The organism is Psychrobacillus sp. FSL H8-0483 (assembly GCF_038637725.1).
Classification (GTDB): domain Bacteria; phylum Bacillota; class Bacilli; order Bacillales_A; family Planococcaceae; genus Psychrobacillus.
Genome location: NZ_CP152052.1, coordinates 2,702,351 through 2,717,692, shown reverse-complemented (window position 1 = coordinate 2,717,692; position 15,342 = coordinate 2,702,351). Strand labels below are relative to the sequence as shown.

Below are 15,342 nucleotides of genomic sequence, written 5' to 3'. Positions count from 1 at the left end.
GTGAATATAAGTGAAAAAAATAGAAGATACACGTGTAGTTATTGGAATGTCCGGGGGAGTAGATTCATCGGTCGCAGCTTATTTGTTAAAAGAACAAGGGTATGATGTAATCGGTATTTTCATGAAAAACTGGGATGATACAGATGCAAACGGTGTTTGTACCGCAACAGATGACTATGAAGATGTTATTAAAGTGTGTAATCAAATAGGTATCCCGTATTACGCAGTGAATTTTGAAAAGCAGTATTGGGATAAAGTGTTCACGTACTTCTTAGAGGAATATAAAGCAGGAAGAACTCCAAACCCTGATGTAATGTGTAATAAAGAAATTAAATTTAAAGCATTTTTAGATCATGCATTAGCGCTTGGGGCAGACTATTTGGCAACAGGCCACTACGCACAGGTGGAAGTTCGTGATGGACAAACTCGCATGCTACGAGGAAAAGACAATAATAAAGACCAAACGTATTTCTTAAATCAATTGAACCAAGAGCAATTAGAGAAAGTAATGTTCCCAATTGGTCACTTGGAAAAGAAAAAAGTGCGTGAAATTGCTTTAGAACAAGGTCTTGCAACTGCAACGAAAAAAGATTCTACTGGCATTTGCTTTATTGGCGAAAGAAACTTTAAAGAGTTTTTAGGTCAGTATTTACCTGCCCAACAGGGTGTGATGGAAACAATGGATGGGAAACCAATGGGTAAACATGATGGATTAATGTACTACACAATAGGACAGCGTCATGGTTTAGGAATTGGTGGTTCAGGTGATCCATGGTTCGTTATTGGCAAAGATTTAGTACGAAATGTATTATTAGTTGGACAAAATATCAATAATGATGCATTGTTCTCGACAAGCCTAACAGCTACGGATTTATCTTTCACAACGACGCTAGAAAAACCAAAATCATTTAATTGTACGGCTAAATTCCGTTACCGCCAGGAAGATGTAGGAGTTCATGTAGAATTGCTATCTGAAGATAGAGTGCTTGTCACATTCAATCAGCCAGTTCGCGCAATAACACCAGGCCAAGCGGTTGTTTTCTATCAAGGAGACGAATGTCTAGGTGGAGCAACGATTGATGAAGTATTCAAAGATGGATTAAAACTGGATTACGTTGGTTAATGGAGGTTATTAACATGAATTATAATGAATTAGGCATCCAAGCGATTCAAGAAGAAAATTATGAAAAAGCGATGGAGCTATTTACAAAAGCAATTGAAGAAAGCCCAGAAGAAGCAATTGGGTATATAAACTTTGGGAATCTTCTTGCTTCCATGAATGAAAACGAACGTGCAGAACGATTCTTTCAAAAAGCTATTACATTAGATGAACAAGCGGCGACGGCATTTTATAGTTTAGCAAATTTATACTATAATGCAGAGCGCTACGCAGAAGCAGCCAAATTATATGAAAAAGCGATTTCAAATGGAATTGAAGGTCCAGATGCGTATTTCATGCTGGGAAAAAGCTTTGATAAAGAAGGTCATACCAAGCTTGCCTTACCATACCTACAGCGCGCATATGAATTAGATGCATCAGATATACAAATTAAACTAACATACGGAATTGCGCTAGCGAGCATGGAAATGTTTGAACAAGCGGAACCTGTCTTTAAAGAAATAACAGAGGTTGATCCAGAAAATGCTGACGCTCATTACAATTTAGGCGTTTTATACGCTGTTTCAACATCGGATACGGAAGCTGCTCTTAAGCACTTAAAAGAAGCATTTACGATTCAACCCAATTATGATCAAGCACGATATGTGTACGACATGATTGCTCTTCGCAATTAACTTATTCAGACCTTGCTGAATTAAGTTTATTCCTCTGGCGGATGTCACAGATTTGCATCGAACAAGTTCGATGCAAAATCTGGACCCAAATACGCCAAGGCGAATTTAATTTATATTATTTGGAGGCGGTAGCATGACAAGCGAAATGAACAATGAAAAACAGTTTATAACGGGTCGTCCTATCGTCTCTATTTTTCATAATCCTCAAAACCTATTTTCTATTATTAAATTAAAAGTAAAATCTACAAATACTACATATCCAGACAAAGAAATCATCGTAACTGGTTATTTCCCCTCACTTGTTCTAGAAGAAGCATATAAATTTACTGGACTTATTAAAAATCACCCTAAATATGGAGTCCAGTTCCAAGTGGAGACCTTTCAAAAAGAGGTTCCTGCTACGGAACAAGGAATTGTCCATTATTTATCCAGTGATATGTTCCCTGGTATTGGACGAAAAACAGCAGAACAAATCGTGAAAAAACTGGGTCAAAATGCGATTAATAAAATTCTGGATGATCCAGCTGCATTAGATGTGATTCCAAAACTCGGGGAAGATAAAAAACAAACTTTGCGAGCGGTGCTAGAGCAAAACCTTGGTTTAGAAAAAGTAATGATCCAGCTGAATGAATGGGGCTTTGGACCTCAAATCGCCATGAAAATATATCAGGCATACCGAGAAGAAACAATTGTAGTACTGACAAAAAATCCATACCGACTAATCGAAGAAGTAGAAGGGGTAGGATTTGTTCGTGCAGATGAACTGGGGTATAAACTTGGTATTCAAGGAAATCATCCTGATCGAATCAAAGCCGCTATTTATCATTTAATACAATCAGCATCCTTAAGCGAAGGACATGTATATATGTATGCTGAGCAACTATTAGAATCCGTCAAGAGGTTGCTAGAAAGCGCGCAACGGGAAGAAATTCCGTTTGAAGCAATAACGAAATGTTGTATTGAACTATCGGAGGAAAGCCGTATTGTAGGTGAAGTTAATCGTTTTTATATCCCTTCTCTTTATTTTTCAGAAGTAGGCATAAGCTCCAAAATCGAAACGTTACTTGGCGAAAATGATACCCATCATAAATTTCCACTAGCGGAGATGAAAAAGCATTTGGGTGGATTGGAAGAACGTTTAGGTGTGCAATATGCTGCGACACAAATAAAGGCAATTGAAACCGCTCTAAATTCTAGTATTACTTTACTCACAGGGGGCCCAGGTACCGGGAAAACGACAGTTGTTAGAGGAATTGTAGAATTATATGCTGAACTTCATGGACTTTCTTTGGATCCAAAGGAATGGGCGAAAGACAAAAAGCCATTTCCTGTTGTTTTGGCCGCTCCTACTGGGAGGGCAGCCAAACGATTAAGTGAGTCCACCGAGTTACCTGCCATGACGATACACCGCTTATTAGGGTTCACAGGGCAGGAAGATGCCGATGTGGAAGGAAAAGAAATTGAGGGGAAATTAGTCATTATTGATGAAACGTCAATGCTCGATACATGGCTAGGACACCAACTTTTAAAAGCAATTCCAAAAGACGCTCAAGTTATTTTCGTTGGCGACCAAGATCAATTACCACCTGTTGGTCCTGGACAAGTATTAAAGGATTTATTAGCTTCTAAACGAATTCCAACAGTAGAACTAAAAGATATTTATCGACAGTCGGAAGGATCTTCCATTATTGAACTAGCACACGACATGAAAAAAGGATCGGTGCCGTCAACTTTATTGGACAAAACAAGAGACCGTTCATTTATTAAAGCTTCCGCTGAACAAATTCCTAAAGTAGTGGAACAAGTGCTGAAAAGTGCTCTTTCAAAAGGTCATTCCATTCGAGATATTCAAGTACTTGCCCCGATGTACCGAGGACCTGCTGGAATAGATGCATTAAATAAGATGATTCAAGAAATGGTTAATCCTAATACAGATGGCAAACGTAAAGAGATGGTATTCGGAGATACGATTTATCGAATAGGTGATAAAGTATTACAGCTTGTCAATCAGCCGGAAAGTAATGTGTTTAATGGCGATATGGGTGAAGTTGTAAGTATTTTTAAAGCCGCTGAAACAGTCGAAAAGAAAGAAATGCTCGTCATTTCGTTTGATGGCAATGAAGTGACTTATGAAAAAAATGATTTGAACCAAATTACATTAGCTTATTGCTGTTCGGTTCATAAATCTCAAGGTAGTGAGTTTCAAACGGTTATCATGCCAGTAACAAGAAGTTACATGAAAATGCTTCGTCGAAACTTATTGTATACAGGTATTACAAGAGCAAAAAACTTTTTAATATTATGTGGAGAACCGGAAGTATTTAAGTTTGGTGTAGAGAGAACGGATGATCTTCAACGATTAACCACTTTAAAGAACCGATTAACGGTGAGGGAAGATCTATCAGAGGAACAGTCGGAAATAGTGAAGGAGGATTCTACTGAAGTTTTGGTAGAAGCTACTTACCTAACCGCTGATAATTACCATTTAATTGATCCATTAATCGGTATGAATGGTATAACGCCATATCAATTTTTGGATGCAGACAATTGACACAATGCAAATAGTTTTCTATAATCAATTGCATAAACGAAAATGATGACGGAGAAAGTACTATTGTTACCTGACTAGAGAAGGATTCCTTGGCTGGAAGAATCCACAGAGCACAACAATTAGGAAAGCTACTCTTGAGTGCAATTAATACTTGCCGTATAGCCGCGTTAAGGCTTCTTGAGAGACACATTGGGCAAAATCCAGCGTGTAACTAGGGTGGTACCGCGAAATCATAGCTTTCGTCCCTTTTTTGGGATGAGGGCTTTTTTTATTTCCCTAAAATATGTATCTTTCAGGCGCAATTCACATTTAAATTAGGAGGAATTTACATGAAACAATTAACAGGTGCTCAAATTAGACAAATGTATTTAGACTTTTTTATTGAAAAAGGACACACACAAGAGCCATCAGCTCCACTCGTACCAATCAATGATCCATCTTTACTTTGGATTAATAGTGGTGTAGCAACATTAAAAAAATATTTTGATGGTCGTGTTGTACCAGAAAATCCACGTATTACAAATGCACAAAAATCGATACGTACAAATGACATCGAAAACGTAGGGAAAACAGCAAGACATCATACTTTCTTTGAAATGCTTGGAAACTTCTCTATCGGAGAATACTTTAAAAAAGAAGCAATTCACTGGGCTTGGGAATTTTTAACGGATGAAAAATGGGTGGCTTTTGAAGCAGAAAAATTATCCATTACGATTCATCCTGAAGACGAAGAAGCATATCTTATTTGGAGAGACGAAATTGGTATTCCAGAGGAGAGAATTATTCGTTTGGAAGGAAACTTCTGGGATATAGGAGAAGGTCCAAGTGGTCCAAACTCCGAAATTTTCTATGATCGCGGTGAATCATACGGGAATGATTTAAATGACCCTGAATTGTATCCAGGTGGAGAAAATGAGCGTTATTTAGAAATTTGGAATTTAGTATTCTCGGAATTCAACCATAATCCAGATCATACGTACACTCCACTACCAAAGCAAAACATTGATACAGGGATGGGCTTAGAACGTATGGCAAGTGTTGTTCAAAATGTTCCGACGAACTTTGATACAGATTTATTTATACCAATTATTCGTCAAACGGAAGCGATTTCTGGCAAAACATATCGTGAAAACAATGAGGATGACACTGCTTTCAAAGTAATTGCAGACCATATTCGTACGGTAGCTTTTGCGATTGGTGACGGCGCGTTGCCTTCAAACGAAGGAAGAGGATATGTACTTAGAAGATTACTTCGACGTGCTGTTCGATTTGCAAAACAACTTGGTGTTGATAAACCATTTTTATATGAGCTTGTTCCAGTTGTTGGAGAAATCATGGAAGATTTCTATCCAGAAGTAACAGCAAAAAAAGATTTTATTATGCGCGTTATAAAAACAGAGGAAGAACGTTTCCATGAAACACTTCACGATGGCCTTTCTATTCTCGAAAAAGTAATTGAAGATCAACGTGCAAAAGGGGAGTCATTTATTCCTGGAACAACTACTTTCACGTTATATGATACGTATGGTTTCCCGATTGAATTGACGGAAGAATATGCGGAAGAAGCAAATATGACGGTCGACCATGAAGGATTCAAAGAAGAAATGGAAGCTCAACGCTCACGTGCTCGTGCTGCTCGTCAAAATGTGGACTCTATGCAAGTACAATCAGAGGTGTTCGGCAATATTCACGATGAAAGTGAATTTGTAGGGTATGATACATTAAGCGTTAAGACTAATATTACATCGATCGTTCTTGGTCAAGCACTAGTGAAAACTGCTCATGAAGGGGATGAAGTAAAGGTAGTTTTATCTCAAACTCCTTTCTACGCAGAGAGCGGTGGTCAAATAGCGGATCATGGAATGATTGGAAATGATACATTTAGAGGTTTTGTGAAAGATGTTCAAAAAGCTCCAAATGGACAAAATTTACACACCGTAGTAATTGAATCTGGTGAAATGATTGCTGATGCAGAAGTAGTGGCAACAGTAGATCAAGCTCTACGAGGCCATACGATTAAAAATCACTCAGCGACACATATTCTGCACCAAGCATTAAAAGATGTGTTAGGAACACATGTAAACCAAGCTGGTTCTTATGTTGGGCCAGACCGCTTACGTTTTGACTTTTCACATTTTGGACAAGTAACAAAAGACGAGTTAGAGAAAATTGAACGAATAGTAAATGAAAAAGTGTGGGATAATATACCGGTAGTAACTGGATACCATAATATTGATGAAGCGAAGAAAATGGGCGCTATGGCTTTATTTGGTGAAAAATATGGCAATATTGTTCGTGTTGTACAAATGGGGACTTTCTCACTAGAGCTTTGCGGTGGTGTTCATGTGAAAAACACTTCGGAAATTGGATTCTTTAAAATTCTTTCCGAAAGTGGAATTGGAGCAGGTACTCGACGTATTGAGGCTGTTACTGGAAAAGGTGCTTTTGAAATTGTAAAAGAAGAAGAACAAATATTAGCAGAAGCATCGAATTTATTGAAGGCTCAATCGAAAGATTTGACTGCAAAAGTAGTACAAACGTTACAAGAGTTAAAAAATGTACAAAAAGAAAATGAGTCACTTTCTGCAAAAATCGCGAATAGTCAAGCATCATCTGTTTTATCTTCTGCTCAAACAGTGAACGATGTAACTGTACTCTCTGTCAAAGTAGATGCAAAAGATAATAACCAATTACGCCAAATGATGGACGATTTAAAACAAAAATTAGAAAAAGCAGTAATTGTCCTTGGTGCAATCGATGGGGATAAAGTAATGATTTCTGCTGGTGTAACAAAAGATATAGTAGGTGGGAACTACCATGCTGGAAATATCGTCAAATTAGTAGCGGAGCAATGTGGAGGTAAAGGCGGCGGCCGTCCAGACTTTGCAATGGCTGGTGCAAAAGACGGTAGTAAATTAGAAGCTGCGTTAACTTCTGTTTACGAATATATCAAATCAGTTTAAACAATTTCCAAATTAGGTTATACTATGTATAGATACGTAAAGTTACCTACCAAAATCGAAAGCGAGGTGCTGATCATGAGCTCATTTGATAAGACGATGAAATTTAATTTCCCTGAAGAATCTATGGAACAAGAAGTTAAACATGTGATGCTACAAGTTCACTCTGCACTAGAAGAAAAAGGGTATAATTCTATCAATCAAATTGTAGGCTATCTACTTTCTGGTGATCCAGCTTATATTCCTCGCCACCAAGATGCACGTAACATGATACGAAAGTTAGAACGAGACGAAATTTTAGAAGAGCTAGTGAAGTTCTATATCAAAAAAAATAATGAGGCTTAAGCATGCGAATTATGGGTTTAGACGTCGGTTCTCGAACAGTGGGCGTAGCAATTAGTGATGCACTTGGCTGGACAGCTCAAGGTATTGAAACGATAAAAATAAACGAAGAAAATTTAGAGTTTGGTTTGGATCGTATTGATGAACTAGTAAAACAACATGAAGTAACAGAATTCGTTGTTGGTTTTCCTAAAAATATGAACAATTCCATTGGTCCCCGAGCAGAAGCATCGGAACAATATGCAAAAATGTTGACTGACAAATTTAATTTTCCAATAACAATGTGGGATGAAAGATTGACAACGATGGCTGCAGAACGTATGTTAATAGATGCAGATGTTAGCCGTAAAAAACGGAAACAAGTGATAGACAAGATGGCTGCAGTAATGATATTACAAGGCTTTCTTGATAGAAAAAATAGATGAGGTGACTGGAAATGGACCACGGTCAAGAAAATATTACAGTTGTAGATGAAAACGGAAATGAGCAACTTTGTAACGTACTATTCACATTTGAATCAGAAGAATTCGGGAAGTCATATGTACTTTACTATCCAATTGGTGCGGAAGAAGATGAAAATGAAGAAATCGAAATTCACGCTTCATCATTCTCACCTAATGAAGATGGGGAAGACGGAGACCTACTTCCAATCGAATTGGATGCAGAATGGGATATGATCGAAGAAATGTTAAATACATTTTTAGATGAAGAAGAGGAAGACGAAGAGTAAAAGTAAGCGTTATTCTACTAAAAAAGGATGGAAAGAGGTGCTCCTCATTCCTCCTTTTTCTTTTTGTCCATTATCTAGTATAATGAAATGGATATAAAGGGGGAGAACCCGTGGAAAATGAAACCAAAAAAGAGATCATGTTTGAAAAAATGAAAAAAAAGAAAAAAGAAGTGAAGCTTGTTAGACGAATTGTGTTAATAATTGCATTGTTAATATTATTAGTAGGTGGTATTGGTGGTTATATCACGTATAACTATGTAACAAGTGCATTAAAACCTTTAGATCCTACTTCAGAGGAATTAATAAGTGTAGACATACCAATAGGATCTGGTTTAGACAGTATATCTGCGACGCTAGAAAAGAACGGTGTCATTAAAGATGCTAAAATATTTAAATACTATGCAAAATTTAATAATGAATCGAATTTTCAAGCGGGCAAATATGATTTAACAAAAGCAATGACATTAGATGAAATTATTGAAAGTTTAAAAACTGGTAAAATTTACAGAGAACCACTATTTACATTAACTGTTCCAGAGGGCTTAACATTGGAACAAATAGGACAAGTTGTAGAGAAGAAAACAGGTAGATCGGCGGAAGAATTTTTTAATCTTGTAACAAGCGATGAATTTGTTGATAGAATGATGGTCAAATATCCTAATTTATTAACAGAAGATATTAAAGCGGAAAATGTTCGATATGCGTTGGAAGGATATTTATATCCTGCTACATATCCGTTTTATGAGGAAAAACCTTCGCTAGAAGAAATTGCTGAAACAATGTTAAAGAATACGGAAAAAACAGTTTCTTCGTATTACGATCTCTTGCAATCAGAAGAAAAATCCGTCCACTGGCTACTAACATTTGCATCTTTACTTGAGGAAGAAGCAACGGCTCAAACAGATCGAGAAACAATTGCAAGTGTATTTTATAATCGCTTAGATGCTCAAATGCCATTACAAACAGATCCGACGGTATTATATGCGTTAGGCAGTCATAAAGAACGTGTTCTTTTCGAAGACTTAGAATATGATAATCCATATAATACGTATCAAAATCAAGGGTTGCCCCCTGGACCGATTGCGAATGCAGGTAAATCATCTATAGAGGCGGTTTTGAATCCAGAGGCCACAAATTACTTTTATTTTCTTGCTGATAAAACAGGAAAAAACCATTTTTCTGAAACGTATGAAGAGCATCTTCAAAAAATTGACGAATATCTAAAATAATACAATGCAGGAGAAGGAATGAGGTCGCTTTCCTTCTCCTGCTATGTTATTATAAGATGTGTTTTTTACATACAAGAAAACGCGTTAGACGCTGACTGTAGCTTGATTAATGCCGAATGAATGGTACGTACGTTAATATTTTCCCAAAGGGGTTAGCTTGGAATGAATATAAGTGATGATTTTTTAAAAGATCTAATAAAACCTCGATCTTCCATTTTCATGGAGATGGAACAGTACGCAAAAGAAAATCATGTACCAATTATGCAATTAATGGGAATGGAGTCATTACTTCAATTACTTTCCTTACAAAAACCTTCAACTATTTTAGAACTTGGTACAGCTATTGGCTATTCTTCTATGCGAATGGCGATGAAATTAGTAGAAGCAACGATTGTGACTATCGAACGTGATGAACAAAAAGCAGAACTTGCAAAAAATTATATAGAGCGAGCAAATTTACAACAACGTATTCAAGTAATTGTTGGAGATGCTTTAGAAATTTCATCGGAATCATTAGGTAGTAAAAAATTTGACGCTATTTTTATAGATGCAGCAAAAGGCCAATATAAAAACTTCTTTGAAAAGTACGCACCCTTTTTACACGATGGGGGCGTTATTTACTGTGATAATTTATTGTTAAATGGCTTATCAGAATTACCTATGAGTGAAGTGCCAAGGCGTAAACGAACGATGGTGCGCAATCAGCATCAATTTATGGAATGGCTTATGAATCATCCAGACTATGACACAGCTTTCTTTCCTGTTGGAGATGGAATGCTAGTAAGTATTAAGAGGTGAAAAGATTGAAAAAAACAGAACTATTAGTTACTCCTGCAAGTATTGAACATATGAATGAGTTAATCAGAGCTGGAGCAGATGCATTTTTAATTGGAGAACAATTTTTTGGCTTGCGTCTTGCTGGAGAATTCACTTTGGAAGATATAGAAGTTGCAGCAAAGCTAACAAAAGAACATAATAAAAAAATATATGTTGCCATGAATGCTCTTTTTCATAATGATAAATTGGATGCACTTGCTCCTTATATGCAAAAACTGCAGGAAATCGGCGTAGACGGAATTGTTTTTGGAGACCCGGCGGTTATTATAGCTAGACGTGAAGCAGGTGTCACAATTCCTCTTCATTGGAATACAGAACAAACTGCTACGAATTATTTCACAGCGAATTATTGGGGCAAACGAGGGGCAACTCGTGCAGTACTAGCTAGAGAACTCAGCTTAGATGAAATAGTAGAAATAAAAGAAAATGCAGATGTGCAGATTGAAGTGCAAGTACATGGGATGACATGTATGTTCCAATCTAAACGACCATTACTAGGGAATTATTTCTTATTCCAAGATAAAGCTATGGAAGTAGAAAATCGTGCAAACAACAAAAATATGTTTTTACATGACAAAGAACGTTCGAACAAATATCCAATTTATCAAGATGAGAATGGGACACATATTTTTAGTCCGAATGATATGTGCATGATCGATGAGTTAGAAGAGTTTCTAGCTGCAGAGGTCGACAGCTTGAAAATAGACGGTATCTTACATGATCCTTCTTATGTAACGACAGTAACTAGCTATTATCGTCAAGCGATTGATGCTTATTACGAGTCAAAAGCCTCATACAAAGAGATTAAAAAAGATCTGTTTAAAAAATTGGAAGAAATACAACCTTCACTACGTCCACTTGATACTGGATTTTTCTTTAAAGAGACCGTTTACTAAAAACGTTCATCGTGACAAAGGTAGACAGTAACTGATTGAAAAGATTTATTTTCTTAAGAAGGGGAAGGTTACAAGTGACAAATACGAAATTAGATAAAATTAGTGAACTAATAGATGGTAAAAGAGTGATTACCAAAAAGCCTGAATTATTAGCTCCAGCTGGAAGTTTAGAAAAGCTTAAAATTGCCGTACATTACGGTGCAGATGCCGTATTTATCGGTGGACAGGAATTTGGTTTACGTTCAAATGCGGGTAACTTTTCCATTGAAGAAATGCGCGAAGGTGTTGAATTTGCTAATCGTTACGGCGCAAAAATTTATGTTACAACGAATATATTTGCGCATAATGAAAACATGGATGGATTGGAAGAATTCTTGAAAGAAGTTGAAGGTGCTGGTGTAACGGGTATCATCGTAGCAGATCCATTAATCATTGAAACTTGTCGACTTGCAGCACCTAAATTAGAACTACATCTAAGCACTCAACAATCCTTGTCTAACTGGAAGGCGGTACAGTACTGGAAAGAAGAAGGTTTAAATCGTGTGGTACTTGCTCGTGAGACAAGCGGTGATGAAATTCAACTGATGAAAGAAAAAGTTGATATAGAAATTGAAACATTTATCCATGGTGCAATGTGCATCGCCTACAGTGGAAGATGTACCCTTTCTAACCATATGACTGCTCGTGATTCAAACCGTGGTGGTTGCTGTCAATCCTGTCGATGGGATTATGATCTTTATGAGCAAAATGATGGAGAAGAACAGGCATTATTTGTAGAAGATGATACTCCTTTTGCAATGAGTCCGAAAGACTTAAAGCTTGTTGAATCTATACCAAGGATGATAGAACTAGGCATTGATTCCCTTAAAGTAGAAGGGCGTATGAAATCCATTCACTATATTGCAACAGTTGTGACTGTTTATCGTAAAGTAATTGATGCTTACTGTGCAGACCCTGAAAACTTTATAATGCAGCAATCTTGGTTAGATGAACTTGAAAAATGTGCAAATCGAGAGACAGACACGGCGTATTTTGAGGGAGAACCAGGCTTTGAGCAGCAAATGTATGGGGTACATGATAAGAAATTAGGCTTTGACTTTGTAGGTCTTGTTCTGGACTATAATGAGGTTACACAAGTCGTAACGTTACAGCAACGCAACTATTTCAAGCCTGGCGATGAAGTAGAGTTTTTTGGACCAGAAATAGAAAATGTTCGTTTAGTAATAGGTGAAATTACCAATGAAAAAGGACAAGTATTAGATGCAGCGAGACATCCATTAGAAATTATTCAATTCAAATGTCCTGTAAAGTTGTATCCAAATAATATGATGAGAAAAGGGATGAAATAATGTCTAAAAAAACCCCTCTTATTATTGGGATTACTGGTGGTTCAGGTTCTGGTAAAACGAGTGTAACAAAAGCAATTAGTGAAGTTTTTAAAAACCATTCTGTTGTTGTGATTGAGCAGGATTACTATTATAAAGATCAAAGTCATTTAAAGTTTGAAGAAAGACTAAATACAAATTATGATCATCCATTGGCTTTTGATAATGATTTACTTATTGAACATGTGAATAATTTGTTGAACAATAAGGCGGTTGAAAAGCCTGTTTATGATTACGCACAACACACGCGTTCAACAGAAACGATTACAATTGAACCGCAAGATGTAATAATTCTAGAAGGTATTTTAGTGCTCGAGGATGAGCGACTTCGTAATTTAATGGACATAAAATTATTCGTGGACACAGATTCAGATTTACGAATCATTCGTCGAATTCTGCGAGACATTAATGAAAGAGGACGTACAGTTGATTCAGTTGTTGATCAGTATATTAATGTCGTTCGTCCAATGCACAATCAATTCATAGAACCAACGAAAAGATATGCAGATGTTATTATTCCAGAAGGCGGTCAAAATGAGGTCGCTATAGATTTAATGGTTACAAAAATAAAAACTATTCTTGAAACTAATGTTATTGTATAATATGATGATTGAAGATTGACAATATTTTCATGGAGATTCATATCATTTTAATAAGAAGCATATGAATGAGAAATGATTATTTATTAAGTGGTTATTTAAAGGAGTGTATGGGGATGTCAACTGAGAAACAATTTCCAATGACCGTTGCTGGCAAAAAAAAGCTTGAAGATGAATTAGAACAATTAAAAACGGTAAAACGTAAAGAAGTAGTAGAACGTATTAAAATTGCAAGAAGCTTTGGAGACTTATCTGAGAACTCTGAGTATGATTCTGCGAAAGAAGATCAAGCATTTGTAGAAGGAAGAATTTCTACAATTGAGTCGATGATTCGTAATGCAGTTATTATTGAAGAAGAAGATAATAATGATCTTGTCTCACTAGGAAAAACAGTAACTTTTATTGAAATTCCTGATGGGGATGAAGAAACATATACAATTGTTGGTTCGGCTGAAGCAGACCCGATTGAAGGACTTATTTCTAATGATTCTCCAATTGCTAAAGGGTTATTAGGCAAAACAATTGGGGATAAAGTAAAAATCCTAACTCCAGGTGGAGAAATGGACGTTGAAATTAAATCTATTCATAATAAGAAAAGCTGAATTCGCCTGAAAAATATAAAAAGAGGTAAACACCAGTGTTTACCTCTTTTTTTATATATTATGCTCTGTTATATTAAACTGTTGTTTTTTTTTGAAGCATATATTTTGTAATGAAAATCGGCGAGACTCCTGCGGAAAAACGAGTTGCCAAGACTCCATAGCGGGCTTATTGGAACAAATCCATTGCCACATTCATGTGGCAACGGATTTGCGTCTGTCGGCTAAGCCTTCAACGTAAAAGGGGCGCTGTGACCAACATCCTGTTGCCCAGAGGAGGTTTGGCGGTTCGTCCGCGGAAAACGAGCGGATTTTCGTCTATAACAACATGAACATTTAACAGAGCTATTTATTATGAAACAAAAAGTAAGTTATAATCGTCTATAAGTAATATGTTCTCTAATAAATGGAGGAGGAATTGTATGCCAGAAAATAATCGAAGAATGAATTCACGCCTAAATCAAAAACATCGAAAGAAAAAAACTAATACGATGCTAAATGTGCTGATTGGTATTGTGCTCGTCCTTATTATTGTTACGGTTGTCAATATAGTTACTGACGATGAAGTGAAAGATAGTGCAGTAGAACCAAATACATCTCCAATAACGAATAACGAAGATGATACTACTGAAGACTCTACTGATATAGAAGAAGAGAATAGTTCAACAGACGAAGTAAATGCACAAGACGAAACGAACACGGAATCATCTGTAGAGGATAAAGAAGAAGAGTCAGAAACAATAGAGGAAAGTACAGGAACAATTACAACAGAACCATCTAGTGATTCAAATGTAGAATCAGAGATAGTAGATTCTGGTTGGCAACCAATTGGGACGATGCAAACTGGTGAACACGTTTCCAGTTATGATCAAAATTCCGTCGATTGGGCAGAAAAAGTGGAAGCATTAGCCTATGCCGCTAACCTTGAACCATCGAATATGTATGTTAAGTTTCTTGGGAATGGTGGAAGTCCACAAAAATCGATTGGAACGGTTACATCTAAAGATGGAAGTGAGATTTACCGTATATCTTTAGAGTGGGTAGATGGTCAAGGATGGAAACCAACTAAAAAAGAAAAATTAAATTCTCTAGACTAGGCATCTTAATAGATGGAGCTAGTCAAGATGTTTGTCGAATTGCCCGTGGGAAACCATCGGATTTTGTTCATAACCACATGACTGTTTAACAGAGACTAAAAAAAGACCCCTCCAGACTGGAGAGAGGGCACTGTAAAACTAACGTTTTTAAAACAGTAAATTCTTTTTAAACAAAAATCCGGCCCTTGTTGTTCAAGTTTGAACAGGAAGTACCGGATTTCTTTGTCTATTTCTCCTCTTTTTCGTTCAATAATAGATATTTGAACATGCGAATCGGTAGAATCGCATTGCGACCATGGTGATTGGAGTGGAAGGCGGCGACT

General features: G+C 36.7%; 14 protein-coding genes. All 14 read left to right on the top strand.

Annotation, left to right across the window (positions count from 1 at the left end):
* Positions 1–10 precede the first annotated feature (10 nt).
* The 14 genes from mnmA to MHB48_RS12955 all read left to right on the top strand — a co-directional run bounded on the left by mnmA (position 11) and on the right by MHB48_RS12955 (position 15,019).
* Positions 11–1,123, top strand: coding sequence for a tRNA 2-thiouridine(34) synthase MnmA (gene mnmA / locus MHB48_RS13020; RefSeq protein ID WP_342598465.1), 1,113 nt, complete (start codon positions 11–13; stop codon positions 1,121–1,123).
* Positions 1,124–1,137: 14 nt separating this feature from the next.
* Positions 1,138–1,794 carry a tetratricopeptide repeat protein gene (locus MHB48_RS13015; RefSeq protein WP_342598464.1) on the top strand — a complete coding sequence of 219 codons (657 nt, stop codon included), beginning with the start codon at positions 1,138–1,140 and terminating at the stop codon, positions 1,792–1,794.
* A gap of 133 nt (positions 1,795–1,927) precedes the next feature.
* Positions 1,928–4,345 carry an ATP-dependent RecD-like DNA helicase gene (locus tag MHB48_RS13010; RefSeq protein WP_342598463.1) on the top strand — a complete coding sequence of 806 codons (2,418 nt, stop codon included), beginning with the start codon at positions 1,928–1,930 and terminating at the stop codon, positions 4,343–4,345.
* Positions 4,346–4,674: 329 nt separating this feature from the next.
* Complete coding sequence (gene alaS / locus MHB48_RS13005; protein WP_342598462.1) at positions 4,675–7,308, top strand: alanine--tRNA ligase; 2,634 nt, start codon at positions 4,675–4,677, stop codon at positions 7,306–7,308.
* Between the two features lie 75 nt (positions 7,309–7,383).
* A complete protein-coding gene (locus MHB48_RS13000) occupies positions 7,384–7,650 on the top strand; it encodes an IreB family regulatory phosphoprotein (protein WP_053588802.1) in 267 nt (88 codons plus the stop codon).
* 2 nt (positions 7,651–7,652) lie between these two features.
* Positions 7,653–8,072 carry a Holliday junction resolvase RuvX gene (gene ruvX / locus MHB48_RS12995; RefSeq protein WP_342598461.1) on the top strand — a complete coding sequence of 140 codons (420 nt, stop codon included), beginning with the start codon at positions 7,653–7,655 and terminating at the stop codon, positions 8,070–8,072.
* A gap of 11 nt (positions 8,073–8,083) precedes the next feature.
* Positions 8,084–8,377: a DUF1292 domain-containing protein gene (locus MHB48_RS12990; RefSeq protein WP_340922011.1), complete on the top strand. Its 294-nt coding sequence runs from the start codon at positions 8,084–8,086 to the stop codon at positions 8,375–8,377.
* Positions 8,378–8,487: 110 nt separating this feature from the next.
* Positions 8,488–9,606, top strand: a complete 1,119-nt coding sequence (mltG, locus tag MHB48_RS12985) for an endolytic transglycosylase MltG (RefSeq protein ID WP_342598460.1) — start codon at positions 8,488–8,490, stop codon at positions 9,604–9,606.
* A gap of 162 nt (positions 9,607–9,768) precedes the next feature.
* Complete coding sequence (locus MHB48_RS12980) at positions 9,769–10,404, top strand: O-methyltransferase (RefSeq protein WP_342598459.1); 636 nt, start codon at positions 9,769–9,771, stop codon at positions 10,402–10,404.
* A 5-nt stretch (positions 10,405–10,409) separates the two neighbouring features.
* Positions 10,410–11,339, top strand: a complete 930-nt coding sequence (locus MHB48_RS12975) for a peptidase U32 family protein (RefSeq protein WP_342598458.1) — start codon at positions 10,410–10,412, stop codon at positions 11,337–11,339.
* A gap of 74 nt (positions 11,340–11,413) precedes the next feature.
* Positions 11,414–12,688 (top strand): U32 family peptidase, encoded by a 1,275-nt coding sequence (locus MHB48_RS12970; RefSeq protein WP_342598457.1) that lies wholly within the window; start codon positions 11,414–11,416, stop codon positions 12,686–12,688.
* Entirely contained in the window at positions 12,688–13,326 is a 639-nt protein-coding gene (udk, locus tag MHB48_RS12965; RefSeq protein WP_342598456.1) for a uridine kinase, read from the top strand. Before MHB48_RS12970 ends, udk begins: the two co-directional genes overlap by 1 nt.
* Before the next feature lie 113 nt (positions 13,327–13,439).
* The gene (gene greA / locus MHB48_RS12960) at positions 13,440–13,925 is read left to right on the top strand and encodes a transcription elongation factor GreA (RefSeq protein WP_340922000.1); all 486 of its coding nucleotides are present in this window, start codon (positions 13,440–13,442) and stop codon (positions 13,923–13,925) included.
* A gap of 419 nt (positions 13,926–14,344) precedes the next feature.
* Positions 14,345–15,019, top strand: a complete 675-nt coding sequence (locus MHB48_RS12955; protein ID WP_342598455.1) for a YrrS family protein — start codon at positions 14,345–14,347, stop codon at positions 15,017–15,019.
* The last annotated feature ends 323 nt before the right edge of the window (positions 15,020–15,342 follow it).

What these genes read in the sequence shown, in the direction of transcription:
- MHB48_RS13010 (WP_342598463.1), top strand. Translation starts at nt 1,928, where the DNA reads ATGACAAGCGAAATGAACAATGAAAAACAGTTTATAACGGGTCGTCCT.
- udk (WP_342598456.1), top strand. Translation starts at nt 12,688, where the DNA reads ATGTCTAAAAAAACCCCTCTTATTATTGGGATTACTGGTGGTTCAGGT.
- greA (WP_340922000.1), top strand. Translation starts at nt 13,440, where the DNA reads ATGTCAACTGAGAAACAATTTCCAATGACCGTTGCTGGCAAAAAAAAG.
- MHB48_RS13015 (WP_342598464.1), top strand. Translation starts at nt 1,138, where the DNA reads ATGAATTATAATGAATTAGGCATCCAAGCGATTCAAGAAGAAAATTAT.
- ruvX (WP_342598461.1), top strand. Translation starts at nt 7,653, where the DNA reads ATGCGAATTATGGGTTTAGACGTCGGTTCTCGAACAGTGGGCGTAGCA.
- alaS (WP_342598462.1), top strand. Translation starts at nt 4,675, where the DNA reads ATGAAACAATTAACAGGTGCTCAAATTAGACAAATGTATTTAGACTTT.
- MHB48_RS12955 (WP_342598455.1), top strand. Translation starts at nt 14,345, where the DNA reads ATGCCAGAAAATAATCGAAGAATGAATTCACGCCTAAATCAAAAACAT.
- MHB48_RS12990 (WP_340922011.1), top strand. Translation starts at nt 8,084, where the DNA reads ATGGACCACGGTCAAGAAAATATTACAGTTGTAGATGAAAACGGAAAT.
- MHB48_RS12980 (WP_342598459.1), top strand. Translation starts at nt 9,769, where the DNA reads ATGAATATAAGTGATGATTTTTTAAAAGATCTAATAAAACCTCGATCT.
- MHB48_RS13000 (WP_053588802.1), top strand. Translation starts at nt 7,384, where the DNA reads ATGAGCTCATTTGATAAGACGATGAAATTTAATTTCCCTGAAGAATCT.